The organism is Bacillus sp. FJAT-28004 (assembly GCF_001280845.1).
In the GTDB taxonomy this organism is placed as follows: domain Bacteria; phylum Bacillota; class Bacilli; order Paenibacillales; family Paenibacillaceae; genus Pristimantibacillus.
Window position 1 is genome coordinate 1,047,178 of sequence record NZ_LGHP01000001.1, and the last position, 14,308, is coordinate 1,061,485.

The window sequence follows — 14,308 nt, forward strand, 5'->3', positions numbered from 1 at the left end:
TGACGAATACTAATCGGTCGAGGGCTTATCCTAAACACGTTTACCGTGACCCATACATCCGGTAGACAGCAGCATTAAGGCTTCAGCAAGCCTAACTTTCGTATCCAGTTTTCAGGGCGCAACTTGAATACCTGATTATAAACAATTGATCTTACATAAGATTTATGTTTATGCTTAGGGCCTTTAGCTCAGCTGGTTAGAGCGCACCCCTGATAAGGGTGAGGTCGGTGGTTCGAGTCCACTAAGGCCCACCATATTTTCCCTGATAGCTCAGTTGGTAGAGCACTCGACTGTTAATCGAGTTGTCACAGGTTCGAGTCCTGTTCGGGGAGCCAAGTTTGGAGAGATACCCAAGTGGCTCAAGGGGACCCTCTGCTAAGGGGTTAGACTGCGTAAGTGGTGCGAGGGTTCGAATCCCTCTCTCTCCGTTCCAATTTTTCAAGGCCCGTTGGTCAAGTGGTTAAGACACCTCCCTTTCACGGAGGTAACAGGGGTTCGAGTCCCCTACGGGTCACCATATTTTTTCTTTCAAAATGACGCGGGGTGGAGCAGCCCGGTAGCTCGTCGGGCTCATAACCCGAAGGCCGCAGGTTCAAATCCTGCCCCCGCAACCAAATCACCTTTAAATGGTGCAAAAAATCCATATGCCGTTGTAGCTCAACTGGTAGAGCAACTGACTTGTAATCAGTAGGTTGGGGGTTCAAGTCCTCTCGACGGCACCATTTTTCTTATGATGTTCCTTGGTTATTGCCAGGCAAGCATCAAAACTACCTGCAATGGTAGACATAACCGATACGCCGTTGTAGCTCAACTGGTAGAGCAACTGACTTGTAATCAGTAGGTTGGGGGTTCAAGTCCTCTCGACGGCACCATTTTCTTAAGATGCTTCTGGTTATGCCAGGCAAGCATCAAAAACCACCAGCATTGGTGGACATAATCGATGTGCCGTTGTAGCTCAACTGGTAGAGCAACTGACTTGTAATCAGTAGGTTGGGGGTTCAAGTCCTCTCGACGGCACCATCTTTTCTCGGGACGTAGCTCAGCTTGGTAGAGCACCTGGTTTGGGACCAGGGGGTCGCATGTTCAAATCGTGTCGTCCCGACCATTTTTCAAGTGAATGAACGACTACATAAACCGCTATTCTCAAAGTCCGCTGGACTTATGGGAATAGCGGTTTTTTTATGCGCTTATGGGGAAATATAAACGCAATATGCCGATGAAGTGCAATCACTTCATTGAATAAGGAGGCTTTACTGTTGAGGCAAAGGGTTAGAGTCGCTGTCATGCTTATTGCGATCTTATGGGGCTTAATAAGCCCTTCAGCTGCATATGGGCAGCCAGGGGTATTCCACTTCGGGTTTAAGAAAAGTGTGGAGGGGCGTCTGCCTTCGATCGATGAGGAGGGCTTTAAAGAGATCGTAACCAAGCACGGAGCTTTGTTTCTGGGGGATACGACGCAAAAGGAGCTATATCTTACTTTCGATAACGGTTACGAAAATGGCTACACACCGCGTATCCTAGATGTATTAAAAGATAAGCAGGTACCAGCGGTCTTTTTTGTAACGGGTCATTATGTCAAAGATCAGCCGGACCTATTAAAGCGGATGGTGCAGGAAGGCCATATCGTAGGTAACCATTCATGGAGTCATCCAGATATGTCGACCCTCTCGGAATCGAGCATCAAAACGGAACTCGATAAGGTCAAGGAGCACGTAGAAACTTTGACTGGTCAGAAGGAAATGAAATATCTACGGCCTCCAAGAGGCATATTCAGCGAACGGGTACTTGCGGCGAGCAAGCAATTCGGCTATACGAATGTATTTTGGTCAGTGGCATACAAGGACTGGGATGTGAATGCGCAAAGAGGCTCACAATATGCGTATAACGAGGTTGTTAAACAGCTCCACCCCGGTGCGATCATCCTGCTGCATTCCGTTTCCAAAGACAACACCGAGGCGCTCGGCAGAATTATAGACGAGGCCCGCCGGCAAGGATATCTCTTCAAAAGCCTGGATCAGCTGGGCATTGATTTAAATATCTAGTAAAGTATGGGCAAAAGCCTTAACCTCATTACAGGGGTTGAGGTTTTTTTGCTATTTTGAACCCATTTACGTTGCAATAGCGGCGCAAAGACCTTTAAAATTCTGCCCTCATCCCTTGCTTTGCCGCATGTTTAGCTTTTTTAACTTCCTTTATATTCGACAGATGTATGCTTAAACAGGCTTGATCAGAAATGGTTTAAGCATAAAAACAGGCTTGCAGCTGCAGGAGTTTCCGGAGGAACGCTATCTTTTTGCTATAATATGGAGAATGGGAGCTTGAGGCAGCATCTGTGGAGCGCCTAGCCAGTGGAGATCTATTCGGAATTGAGATGATAGTGAAAACGGAAACTTTAGAGATTAAAGAAATGTCGGATCAGAGCTACACAATGACAATCAAAACAGATAGAGTCAGAGATGAGTACTCGCTGGTGTGGGCGGATGGCGGAGCACTTCTAGATAAATGGGATGGTAAAAGCTAAAGGAGGAAATTGGATGAGCAATATCGGAGTGTGGGAAAATGCGGAGCCTGGGGTTACACGTAAAATTTTGCAGCCGGGCAAAACGCTGATGCTGATGGAGGTTCATTTTGAGCCTGGTGCGGTTGGTTATGAGCATGCTCACCCGCATGAGCAGCTGAGCTATTGCTTGAAAGGGGCCATTGAGTTTACGATTGACGGCGAGAAACAAGTGATCCGGGAAGGAGAGTCCATCGTCATACCAAGCGGGGCTAGGCACGGGGTAACCGCACTGGAAGCCTCGGCGCTGCTCGATTCCTTCACGCCGCTGCGTGATGATTTGATTAAGTAAGGGTGATGATACGGTTATAGAAAGAAGAGCGATTCCACGGAAGAGCAACCATGGGTTGCTCTTCTTTTTTTTGAATGTGATGGTTATCGACCATTGTAGAGGGGATATTCGTTGCTGCAGTCTTAGGGTGCTTGAATGTTTGTTTACAGAGGAACTATAGTTCCGCCGAGTTGGCAACACTAGAAGCAGGGGCTTTAACCATTAGAAACTTTGAAAACGTGTTAATATAGAGTAGCATATCCACACAAATAGAAAATGCCGCCTAGTCAATAGAGCTTGAGCATAGGGTAAGGGGTCTTCATATGAGGAAAATGGAATTGCTGCGCGAGCCGAAACAGCGGAAACTGTTGTTTAGCGCGGGGCTTAGCTGGCTTTTTGATGCGATGGAGGTCGGAATGATCTCCTTTATCGTTGCTGCTTTGGCCGCAGAATGGCAGCTTGGTTCACAACAGGTTGGCTTACTGATGGCAATTAATTCGATCGGTATGGCTGTAGGAGCCGCTGTATCCGGTTTGATGGCCGATCGATACGGACGCAGGGCTATCCTGCTCTGGACACTACTGATTTTCTCAATTGCGAGCGGTCTGTCGGCTCTGGCAACGAGTTTTATCGTCTTATGCGCACTGCGTTTCATAGCCGGTTTTGGGCTCGGCGGGGAGCTGCCAGTCGCGTCGACGCTTGTATCGGAATCTGTGCCTGCCAAGGAGCGGGGCCGGGCAGTCGTCCTATTGGAGAGCTTCTGGGCGATCGGTTGGATTGCTGCGGCTTTGATCGCTTACTTCATTATTCCGGATTACGGATGGAGGATGGCGTTCGCCATTGGTGCTGTTCCTGCACTTTTTGCTTTATATTTGAGAAGAGCCATTAAAGACTCGCCCAGCTTCAATGCGCAGCAGAGCCGTAAGCTGAGTCTAGGTGACAGAATCAAATCCATATGGTCTTTACGCTACCGAAAAGCAACAGTAACGTTGTGGATCTTATGGTTCACAGTCGTTTTTTCCTATTACGGCATGTTCCTGTGGCTGCCTTCCGTCATGGTGCTCAAAGGCTTCGATTTGGTGAAGAGCTTCCAATATGTTCTGATTATGACACTCGCCCAACTGCCGGGTTATTTCACCGCTGCTTACTTTATCGAGAAATTCGGGCGAAAATTTGTGCTGGTGGTTTATTTGCTGCTAACCGCAGGCAGTGCCCTTTGGTTCGGCAACGCGGAGACTGAAGGGGTATTGCTGGCTTCGGGTATTTGTCTCTCCTTCTTTAACCTTGGAGCATGGGGAGGCATGTACGCCTATACGCCGGAGCTGTATCCAGCCTCTGTTCGTGGAACTGGCGTCGGCTTTGCCGCCTCATTCGGCCGTGTCGGCGGCATTATTGGGCCATATCTTGTTGGTATGCTCGTTGCCAAACAAGTTGCGATTCCATCTATTTTTATGATCTTTTTTGTAACGATTGTCATAGGAGCGCTAACGGTATTATTTTTTGGCAAAGAAACGAAAGGGATCGATCCGGATAAAGAGGGCTCTGATTCTGCTCTTTCAAGTTGAAGGGATGTTTATTCAAAATGCAAATAAGCCGTCCAGAATGGGGTAGAACCCATCGGGACGGCTTTCTTCTGTGCTTTTATTAGGCGCCGCTCACTTGCTTAGAGAAAAAGGTTTTAAGTGCTTTGTACACTTCGCCTTTCTCCTTAATCACCGAATACATAAACTTTTTATGGTTAATATGCTTATACGCGGACATCAATGTGCTGCTTCTATTGTATTGATTGACCTCTCCGTATCCGAACATATTGCTTCGCTCCATCAGCTGACCAATTAGCTTCACGCAGCGTTCGTTATCTGATGTTAGGTTGTCGCCATCGGAGAAGTGGAAGGGGTATATATTCCAATTTGGCGTCGGGTACCGGCTATCGATGATGTCGATCGCTTTCTGATAAGCGGACGAACAGATGGTGCCACCGCTTTCACCACGGTTGAAAAACTCCTCTTCTGTAACCTCCTTGGCTTCCGTATGATGTGCAATAAACACAATTTCCACATGCTCATATTTGCGCCTTAGGAAGCGAGTCATCCAGAAGAAAAAGCTGCGCGCGCAATATTTCTCGAACGACCCCATGCTTCCTGACGTGTCCATGAGTGCAAGAATGACCGCGTTGGATTGGGGTTTGATGACTTCATTCCATGTTTTGTAACGAAGATCATCAGGTGAAATGCCTCCAATGCCAGACTTGCCCGCATTGGCGTTGCGGCGCAGATTTTCAATTAACGTACGCTTCTTATCGATATTGGACATGATGCCTTTTTTGCGGATATCGTGAAAAACGATTTCTGTCGTTTGCAGCTGATCCTTCTGCTTTTGCTCCAGATTAGGAAGCTCCAGCTCCTCGAACAACATATCCTCCAATTGATCGATGCTTATCTCGGTATCCACAACGTCCTCACCGGGCTGATCGCCTGCATCCTGACCTTTGCCTGGCCCCTTAGCGGCTTGTGGGTCAACGCCGAGCACATCGCCAACCTGTGAGTCGCCATCGCCTTGTCCGACGTGCTGCTTCTTGTTGTAGTTGTATATAAAGTGGGACTCGTCGAGACTTTTAATAGGGACCTTGATTGTTCGTCTTCCATCGGATAATACGATGCTTTCGTCGGAAACCAGATCGGGAAGGTTTTGCTTAATGGCTTCGTGCACCTTCTCCTGATGTCGTGCTTGATCCTCATGACCTTTGCGGTGGAGCGACCAATCTTCCCTTGAAACAATAAATAGCGGCTCTGACTCCAATTCCCTCACCTCATTCCACTAAGTTAACATTGCTGATTGAAAAAAGCCTGAGATGCTGATCGCGTAATTCTTGTCTGTTACTCAATATATTCAAGAGCAGAGTGGTTATGTGAAGGAAAATGTTATAGCAGCTATTAAAAAACAATTTTGGAAGATGCGGCGAAGCAGCCGCATAAGCTAGTCTGTAAGGATCGCAGATGGTCTCATCCACGGTCTATTCTAATATAGAAGCTTCAGCCGTAAAGGAGGAATGCAGGCATGGGCGTGAACGAGGCAGCAATGGATCAGGAAGCGAAAGCAGCGCTGTTAGAGAAGGATCGCAAATACTTATGGCATCATATTTCTCCTCATAATGAGAATCCAATGGTTATCGTGTCAGGTGAGGGAAGCTGGATAACGGATATGGACGGGAACCGCTATTTCGACGGCATGTCTGGGATGTGGTGCGTCAATGTGGGTCATGGCCGGGTCGAAATTGCTGAAGCGGCTGCGGAGCAGATGAAGACGGTAGCGTACTCGACACTCATTCAATCACATATTCCTGCAATTGAGCTTGCTGCGAAGTTGAATGAATGGCTTGAAGGTGATTATCGATTTTTCTTCTCGAACTCAGGTTCTGATGCCAATGAGGTCGCCTTCAAAATCGGTCGTCAGTATCATCATCAACGAGGGAAGGGCTCTAAATACAAGTATATTTCGCGCCATCGCGCCTATCACGGTAATTCTATGGGCGCACTTAGCGCTACGGGTCAAGCGCAGCGCAAGCTGAAATATGAGCCGCTTGGTGTTGGTTTTTCTCATGTGCCTCCACCATATTGCTATCGTTGTCCTTTCGGGCAAACAAAGGACACCTGCAAAATGCAATGCGCTCAAGCCTACGAGGATGCAATCATCTGGGAGGGTGCGGATTCGGTCGCTGGCATTATCGTCGAGCCCGTTATTACAGGCGGAGGAATGATCGTGCCGCCTGATCCATACTTGGCAAGGCTGCGAGCGATTTGCGATAAACATGATGTACTGCTTATCGTCGATGAGGTTATTTGCGGTTTCGGCCGCTCAGGAGAGAAGTTTGGGCATCAGAACTTCGGGGTCAAGCCAGATATGGTGACGATGGCGAAAGGGCTGACAAGCGCATATTCTCCTTTATCTGCAACGGCTGTGTCGGCTGAGATGTATGAGAGCTTCAAAGAGATCGGTGCGGACAATCATTTCCGCCATGTGAACACCTTCGGAGGCAATCCTGTTTCCTGCGCGGTTGCACTAAAAAATATTGAAATCATCGAGCGCGAAAATTTAGTCAGCCGTTCTGCTTATATTGGCAAAGAGCTGTTTAGCCGGATAAAGTCACTAGAATCACATCAGCATGTTGGTGAACTCCGAATTTTCGGCTCTGCTATCGGTATTGAACTGGTAGAGGATAAACAAACGAAGGAGCCAGCCTCCGCTGCTAGAGTTACCGCTATTATTGCGGGATGCAAGCAAAAAGGATTGCTCATCAGCAAAAATGGCGATACGGTACCGGGTTTTATGAATATTTTGACGCTGAGTCCTCCATTATCGACGACGGATGATGAAATAGTATTTATCGCCGAAACGCTGCTTCAGGTTTTCAATGTCTGAGTGAGGTGGAGATGAAGATGGAGAAAGGCTTTAACATTGATGCCAAGAGGCTGCACAAACATATATATGAGCTTGCGCAGATCGGGAAAATCGGTGATACAGGCGTTTGCCGCCTCGCGCTGTCGAAGGAAGATCTGGCAGGTGTAGAGCTGGTGAGGAATTGGATGATTGAAGCAGGGATGGAGGCGCGGATTGATCCGTTCGGCAATTTGATTGGCGTGCTAAAGGGAGCTGATCCAGCGTCACCGGTATTAATGCTTGGCTCCCATATTGATTCGCAGCCGTACGGCGGGCGGTTCGATGGCGTTATTGGCGTGCTAGGAGCTATCGAAGCGGTCCATACGATGGTTGAAAAAGGCTTGCGACCAACTAGGAACATCGAGGTTGTGGCTTTTTGTGATGAAGAAGGCTGCAGATTTAACAAAGGGTTATTTGGCGTAAGAGGAATGACAGGGAGGCTCGAGGATGGAGAGCTGGATCGCGCGGATAAAAATGGTGTGACCCGCAGGGAAGCGCTGATGGAATTTGGGTGTGATCCCGCTGCGTTTAAAGGATATGTCTTTGAGGAAGGACGGATAGCTGCTTTTCTAGAGCTGCATATTGAGCAAGGTCCGGTGCTGGAGTCGCTCAGTGAACCGATTGGTATCGTCAGTGGCATATCCGGTCCCGTATGGTGGACGGTTGAAATGACTGGCTTCGCAGGTCATGCGGGCTCCGTGCCAATGTCTATGCGGCAAGATGCACTGGTTGGCAGCGCCAAGGTTATTATAGCACTCCACGAATTAGCTAGCCGGGAGCCTGGCGCACCGACTGTTGGTACGGTTGGTTCGCTGTCTGTATTTCCGGACTCCCGCAACATTATTGCTGAGAAAGTAAGCTTCACCGTCGATTTCCGCGATATTGATCTAGCGCGCAGGAATATGCTGGAGGAGCAGCTTCTCGCAAGAATCGATGCTGTTTGTTTAGAACATGGCTTGACGTACACCATTCGTGAGGATACGAAGAGTGATCCCCGCTACTGTGCGCCTGAGCTTAGGGAGATTATGCAGGAGGAAGCAGCAGAGATGGGTCTTCAGCCGCCAGGGCTGATGAGCGGTCCCTTCCATGATTCGTTAACGATGTCTTATGTATGCAAGTACGGGATGATTTTTGTTCGTTGCAAGGACGGGATCAGCCATAATCCGAAAGAGTATTCATCACCGGAAGATATTGAGCTCGGGGTGGAGCTCCTTTACCGGACGGCCCGCAGATTAAGTGAATAGATGTGAAGTAAGTTTATAAGGAGGAGACGGGCATGAGCGCGACGGGAAATGCGGTGTTTATTCCTGTTGAATCACTGCGGCGGAATTTTGCTGAGGTGAAGGCAGGGATGCGGCCAAAGGAGGCCATAGAGGAATCGAACCGCTGTTTATACTGCTATGATGCTCCTTGTATAAAGGCGTGTCCGACAGGTATTAACATCCCTTCATTCATAAAAAAAATTGCTTCCGGCAATATGAAAGGATCAGCTCGCACCATTATGGATGCGAACCCGGTCGGGGCAACCTGCGCTCGGGTTTGTCCCACAGAAGAGCTGTGCGAGGGAGCTTGTGTAATGAACCATTCTTCTAAGCCTATCATGATTGGCAGCCTGCAGCGCTATGCGACAGATTGGGCGATTAAGAACAAGCAAAATCTATTTGCAGCTGGTCAAAGTAATGGCAAATCGGTCGCAATAATAGGCGGAGGTCCGGCGGGGCTTTCTACGGCACGCGAGCTTGCGAGATTTGGCTTCGCCGTTACGATCTTTGAAGCGAAAGAGCAGGCGGGCGGTCTGGATACGTATGGCATCGTTTCGTTCCGCTTGCCGCAGAGCATCTCGCTTTGGGAGGTCGAGCAGGTAAAAGAGCTGGGCGTTGATATTCGGACGAGCGCAAAAATCGGTACTGACGTTAGCGTGGATGCGCTGCTTGAACAATTTGACGCTATTGTGCTTGCGATTGGGATGTCCAAGGTGCCTTATCTTAGCATCGAAGGCGAACAATTATCAGGTGTTTATGATGCCATTGATTTTGTCGAAGCGACCAAAACGGAGCTTACAACAGACTTTATCGGTAAACGTGTAGCCGTCATCGGGGCGGGCAACACAGCCGTTGATGCTGCAACCTGTTCGGTGAGGCTCGGAGCAGCGAATGTGAAGATGGTTTATCGCCGAACGAGAGAGGAAATGACCGCATACGATTTTGAATTTGAATTCGCTAAGCAGGACGGAGTCGAATTTGAATGGCTAAGCGCTCCAAGCCGGATTATCGGAGATGCTGAAGGAAATGTCGAGGCGCTGGAATGCATGAGAATGCAGCTTGAAGAGGACGAACAAGGCGGAAGAAAGAGGGCGATTCCGATAGAAGGCTCTTCTTTCCTGCTTGATGTTGATGTCGTAATTAAGGCGATTGGACAGACACGTCATTTGCCACTTATTGAGCATCTTGGCTTGAATCATAAACGGGGGATTGTGATGGTGAATACGGAAACCTATCAGACCTCCAATCCTCGTATTTATGCTGCTGGCGACGTTATTTTCGGCGAAGGCCAAGGTGATGCGATGGTGGTAGCAGCAGCGCAGCAAGGCAAGCTGGCAGCCAATTCGATTTACAAAACGCTTATAGCGAGGAGTGAAAATGATGGCTGATCTGCGCATACAGTTAGCAGGTATATCTTCGCCTAATCCTTTTTGGCTCGCATCAGCGCCCCCAACGAATACCGGCTATCAAGTACAGCGAGCATTCGAAGCGGGCTGGGGTGGAGCTGTGTGGAAGACGCTGGGCGATCCAATCATTAATACTTCATCTCGATTTGCAGCTATTCATTTCAACGGACAACGAGTAGCAGGATTCAATAATATTGAGCTGATTTCGGATCGGCCGCTTGAGGTCAACTTAAAGGAAATCTACGAGACAAAGAGGAGGTTCCCGGAACATGCGCTTGTCGTATCGTTGATGGTGGAGCCAAAACGCGAGAAATGGCATGAAATTGTAAAAAAGGTTGAAGCCATCGGTGTCGATGGGCTGGAATTGAATTTTGGATGTCCTCATGGCATGGCTGAGCGGGGAATGGGCGCTGCTTCCGGACAACAGCCGGATTTGGTTGAAATGCAGACGATGTGGGTCAAGGAAGCAGCGAGGACGCCAGTCATTGTCAAGCTTACGCCGAATATTACAGACATTACCGCCACCGCCAAAGCGGCCGTTCGTGGGGGAGCGGATGCGATCTCGCTGATCAATACGATTAACTCTCTTGCTGGAGTTGATATCGATACATGGAATACGATTCCGCATGTTGGCGGAAAAGGTGCCCATGGCGGTTACTGCGGGCCTGCTGTTAAGCCAATTGCGCTTAATATGGTCGCGGAATGCGCCCGTAATCCTTTAGTTGGCGTGCCAATCTCTGGCATAGGCGGTGTATCGAACTGGCGGGACGCGGTTGAATTTATATTGATGGGCTCGACCGGAGTTCAGGTATGTACGGCTGCGATGCATCATGGCTTCAGTATCGTAGAGGATATGATCGATGGTCTGAACAATTATTTAGATGAAAAGGGCTTGAAATCGGTCAATGAACTGATCGGCAAATCGGTAGAGCGGTATTCGGATTGGGGAGACCTTGATCTTAATTATGCGGTAGTCGCAAGAATTGAACAGGATACGTGCATCGTTTGCAATAAATGCCATATTGCTTGCGAGGACACCTCGCATCAGTGTATTGAGCGGCATACTGATGACAATGGTGCCGCGTACCTTAAGGTTCGCGAGGAAGATTGTGTAGGCTGCAATCTCTGTTCGATTGTTTGTCCGGTTGAAGGTGCCATTACGATGATAGAAGTACCTTCTACAGAGCCGTCTCTAAGCTGGAATCAGCGGCAAGCAGCAATCGCGTCACTAGGAAAAGGAAATGATTCTGACGATGGCAATAAGAAGGAGGCTGTATAGGATGACGGTGAGGCTCATTAAAAATGGGATTATTGTAACGGCAGCCGATACGTATAAAGCCGATGTGCTGATTAAAGAGGGCATAATCGCCAAAATCGGGATTGACCTCGAATCGGAAGCTGATGAGATCATCGATGCTTCAGGCAAATATGTATTTCCCGGCGGCATTGATCCGCATACCCATCTTGACATGCCGTTCGGCGGCACGGTTACGGCAGATGATTTTGAGACCGGCACAAAAGCTGCAGCTTTCGGAGGAACGACAACCATTGTTGACTTTTGCTTAACGACGAAGGGGAAGCCACTTAAGGATTCCATTGCGGCATGGCACCAAAAAGCGGATGGAAAAGCCGTCATCGATTACGGCTTTCATCTCATGATTAGTGAAATAAACGAAGAGGTGCTTGCTGAGCTTCCATTGATTATTAAGGAAGAGGGAATCACGTCTTTGAAGGTATTTATGGCGTACAAAAACGTGTTTCAAGCCGATGATGGCACATTATTTCGGACAATGCTCGCTGCCAAGGAGCTTGGAGCGATGGTGATGGTGCATGCCGAAAATGGCGACGTCATCGATTTTCTCATCAAAAAAGCGTTGGAGGAAGGTCATACTGATCCCATCTATCATGCGCTTACGAGACCCTCTATTATTGAAGGAGAGGCAACTGGACGGGCAGCAAAGCTGGCGGAGCTTGCTGGTGCAAGGTTGTATGTCGTGCATGTGACCTGTGAAGAAGCCGTCAAGCAAATCGCAGAGGCTCGTAATCAAGGCGTGGATATTTGGGGCGAAACCTGCCCGCAGTATTTGGTGCTCGACCAGGCGCAGCTTGAGAAGCCGGATTTTGAAGGGGCAAAATACGTATGGTCGCCTCCTCTTCGTGAAACATTCCATCAAGAGGTGCTCTGGAATGCACTTAAGAGCGGCCAATTGCAAACGCTGGGTTCTGACCACTGCTCCTTTAATTTTGATGGACAAAAGGACTTGGGGCGGGGAGATTTTAGTAAAATTCCAAATGGCGGCCCCGTCATAGAGGATCGTTACTCGCTGTTTTACTCGGAGGGCGTTCATCAAGGGCGTATTACGCTTAATCAATTTGTAGACATCGTTTCGACGCGCAGCGCCAAGCTGTTTGGCCTTTTTCCACAGAAGGGGACGATTGCGGTTGGCAGCGATGCGGATATCGTAATCTTTGATCCACTAGCAGAGCGTACACTATCAGCTGAAACGCATCATATGAACGTGGATTATAACCCGTTTGAAGGGATGCAGGTGACAGGTTTACCAGTAAGCGTACTTTCACGCGGTGAATTTGTTATTGAGGATCGTCAATATGTTGGCTCTCTTGGAGCAGGGCGATATGTGAAGCGAGCTCCTTACAAGGCAGCTGGTGCTCCTACTCATTATGCGCCACTCGGCACGAAGGACAAAATGAAGCAATAGTACCAGAGGAGGGAGTGGCATGTCCACATATAAACAATTTATTGATGAGAAGATCAAAATTGACGCGTATCTGAAGCAGGAGTATGTCATTACAGGTGTACGCGAAGGATTGAGCGGCGATTGGCTTGAGCTGAGGCATCCCGGAGGGGATGAAGCTTCGCTGCTTATTGAGACGGCTGATGCTCGCAAATATTATGTGAATGTACTCCTCAAACAAGCAGCTGTCAAATAAAAGGATGCGAAAAAAAATTCGGCTCAGCTCATCAAAAGGTGATAGTAATTCGGAGCTGTTACTGGAAGGTACGAATTCGAGATATTTTAACGAGGCTGCTCAGAATAAAAAAATGCTCCTGCGGTATGCTGAATTTCAGCGTATGCAGGGGCATTCCTATTTACAATATGGCATTCCTATTCCTCAGCATGCGATAGAGAATGATCGATGTGACCGAGCAGGCAAGCGCACAAGCGCCGATAAATAAATAACCGCCTTGTAAGCCTGCAACGAGGCTAGCATGCGAATTTTCGCTTCCGGCAAACAGCTGCTTCGTCCATTCCGTAATAGCGCCGATTGCGAGGTTGCCGATTACGCTCGCAATGCCCATCAAGGTTACGGTAAATGTAATGGCGGTATCGGCGTTATTCGGATAACGTTTTGCAAGCAAGGCCATTACGGTTGGATATATTGGAGCGATTCCGACTCCTGCAAGAGCAAAAAGAAATGCCCCGGGTTCGCCGATGATAATAGCAGCGATTGAGCACAAACCGGAAAAAGCAGATAGCAAAATGAGCGACTTCGTATAGCCGATTTTGTCGGTGACGGGCCCAAGAACGAGCCGTGCCAGCATGAAGCAGAAGAAAAAGGCAGACAACATTTTAGCCGATGCATCACCGCTCCAGCCATAAGCCTTCTCCAAAAAGTTTACGAGCCATCCGCCAACAGCAAGCTCCGAAATAACTCCGAAAGATAGCACCACTACAATGAGCCAAGCGATCTTGTCTTGGGCAAATTCCTTTAAGGATATCCGCTCCTCGTGTTTTTGTTCATCACCAGCATATTTTGCGAATAGTCCTGGGAGCATGGGCAAAATCGAAAGCAGAAGCATAAGCATGTACATTCCCCGCCAGCCAAGCGCAGAGCCAAATACATTTACACCCATCAGCGATGCAGCGATGATCGGTGCAAAGGTTGAGCTTAGCCCGTAAAAAAAGTGTGCGAGATTCATCATCGTGCCTGTGTTTTTGATGAAAATTCGTGCAGCGAGTATGGCGAGTGCAATTTCGAGCATGCCGTTCCCGACGTACATGAGGAAATATGCGGAAGATATAGAGGTGTAGTTGGCCGCAAAATAGATGCAAACACCCGATATCGCCATAGAGCCGAAAGATAGCGCCAATGTGAGCTTCATTCCGGCTTTGCGAGTAAGCCAGCCGGTAAAGCTGCATGCAAGCAAATAGCCGAGAGAGTTAAAAGCTAGCAAAATACCGACTTGCAGCTCGTCAAGCTTCAAATCGCCCTGCATTCTAGGAAGTGCAGGTCCTTTAATATTTTCAGAAAAACCAAAAATGAGAAAGCCTCCGAACACAACAGTAAGAAGCAGTATGTAGTTTTTGGATAAAGAAGCATTAAAACGAGACAATTTTGAAGTCCTCCATCG

12 protein-coding genes and 9 tRNA genes are annotated in these 14,308 nt (G+C 48.4%); 19 read left to right on the plus strand and 2 right to left on the minus strand.

What is annotated here, in order from left to right:
• Window positions 1–177 precede the first annotated feature (177 nt).
• From AC787_RS04260 to AC787_RS04320, 13 genes are all read left to right on the plus strand, one after another.
• Window positions 178–254 (plus strand) — tRNA-Ile (locus AC787_RS04260).
• 5 nt (window positions 255–259) lie between these two features.
• Window positions 260–335 (plus strand) — tRNA-Asn (locus AC787_RS04265).
• Between the two features lie 5 nt (window positions 336–340).
• Window positions 341–428: transfer RNA gene (locus tag AC787_RS04270), tRNA-Ser, on the plus strand.
• Window positions 429–442: 14 nt separating this feature from the next.
• Window positions 443–517 (plus strand) — tRNA-Glu (locus AC787_RS04275).
• A gap of 20 nt (window positions 518–537) precedes the next feature.
• Window positions 538–614 (plus strand) — tRNA-Met (locus AC787_RS04280).
• 32 nt (window positions 615–646) lie between these two features.
• A tRNA-Thr gene (locus tag AC787_RS04285) sits at window positions 647–722 on the plus strand.
• A 74-nt stretch (window positions 723–796) separates the two neighbouring features.
• Window positions 797–872 (plus strand) — tRNA-Thr (locus AC787_RS04290).
• 72 nt (window positions 873–944) lie between these two features.
• Window positions 945–1,020, plus strand: a tRNA-Thr gene (locus tag AC787_RS04295).
• 8 nt (window positions 1,021–1,028) lie between these two features.
• Window positions 1,029–1,105, plus strand: a tRNA-Pro gene (locus AC787_RS04300).
• A 178-nt stretch (window positions 1,106–1,283) separates the two neighbouring features.
• Complete coding sequence (pdaA, locus tag AC787_RS04305; RefSeq protein ID WP_054026900.1) at window positions 1,284–2,042, plus strand: delta-lactam-biosynthetic de-N-acetylase; 759 nt, start codon at window positions 1,284–1,286, stop codon at window positions 2,040–2,042.
• Between the two features lie 290 nt (window positions 2,043–2,332).
• On the plus strand, window positions 2,333–2,521 hold the full coding sequence (locus AC787_RS04310) for a hypothetical protein (protein ID WP_054023644.1): 189 nt from the start codon (window positions 2,333–2,335) through the stop codon (window positions 2,519–2,521).
• A gap of 13 nt (window positions 2,522–2,534) precedes the next feature.
• The gene (locus tag AC787_RS04315) at window positions 2,535–2,849 is read left to right on the plus strand and encodes a cupin domain-containing protein (protein ID WP_054023645.1); all 315 of its coding nucleotides are present in this window, start codon (window positions 2,535–2,537) and stop codon (window positions 2,847–2,849) included.
• Window positions 2,850–3,151: 302 nt separating this feature from the next.
• Window positions 3,152–4,393, plus strand: a complete 1,242-nt coding sequence (locus AC787_RS04320; RefSeq protein ID WP_054023646.1) for an MFS transporter — start codon at window positions 3,152–3,154, stop codon at window positions 4,391–4,393.
• Between the two features lie 79 nt (window positions 4,394–4,472).
• Here the strand turns inward: AC787_RS04320 and yhbH are convergent, their stop codons facing one another.
• Window positions 4,473–5,627, minus strand: a complete 1,155-nt coding sequence (gene yhbH, locus AC787_RS04325; RefSeq protein ID WP_054023647.1) for a sporulation protein YhbH — start codon at window positions 5,625–5,627, stop codon at window positions 4,473–4,475.
• A gap of 258 nt (window positions 5,628–5,885) precedes the next feature.
• On the opposite strand from yhbH, the gene AC787_RS04330 reads away from it, so the two are divergent.
• The 6 genes from AC787_RS04330 to AC787_RS04355 are packed head-to-tail and all read left to right on the plus strand — an operon-like array spanning window position 5,886 to window position 12,885.
• Window positions 5,886–7,247 (plus strand): aspartate aminotransferase family protein, encoded by a 1,362-nt coding sequence (locus AC787_RS04330; protein WP_054023648.1) that lies wholly within the window; start codon window positions 5,886–5,888, stop codon window positions 7,245–7,247.
• Window positions 7,248–7,258: 11 nt separating this feature from the next.
• A complete protein-coding gene (locus AC787_RS04335) occupies window positions 7,259–8,509 on the plus strand; it encodes a M20 family metallo-hydrolase (protein WP_054023649.1) in 1,251 nt (416 codons plus the stop codon).
• A 32-nt stretch (window positions 8,510–8,541) separates the two neighbouring features.
• Entirely contained in the window at window positions 8,542–9,915 is a 1,374-nt protein-coding gene (locus AC787_RS04340) for an NAD(P)-dependent oxidoreductase (protein ID WP_054023650.1), read from the plus strand.
• Window positions 9,908–11,212: an NAD-dependent dihydropyrimidine dehydrogenase subunit PreA gene (gene preA, locus AC787_RS04345; RefSeq protein WP_054023651.1), complete on the plus strand. Its 1,305-nt coding sequence runs from the start codon at window positions 9,908–9,910 to the stop codon at window positions 11,210–11,212. Before AC787_RS04340 ends, preA begins: the two co-directional genes overlap by 8 nt.
• 1 nt (window position 11,213) lies before the next feature.
• Window positions 11,214–12,653: a dihydropyrimidinase gene (gene hydA / locus AC787_RS04350; RefSeq protein WP_054023652.1), complete on the plus strand. Its 1,440-nt coding sequence runs from the start codon at window positions 11,214–11,216 to the stop codon at window positions 12,651–12,653.
• A 19-nt stretch (window positions 12,654–12,672) separates the two neighbouring features.
• On the plus strand, window positions 12,673–12,885 hold the full coding sequence (locus tag AC787_RS04355) for a hypothetical protein (protein ID WP_054023653.1): 213 nt from the start codon (window positions 12,673–12,675) through the stop codon (window positions 12,883–12,885).
• Window positions 12,886–13,045: 160 nt separating this feature from the next.
• On the opposite strand, the gene AC787_RS04360 is transcribed toward AC787_RS04355, so the two are convergent.
• Window positions 13,046–14,290 (minus strand): MFS transporter, encoded by a 1,245-nt coding sequence (locus AC787_RS04360; protein ID WP_054023654.1) that lies wholly within the window; start codon window positions 14,288–14,290, stop codon window positions 13,046–13,048.
• Window positions 14,291–14,308 lie beyond the last annotated feature (18 nt).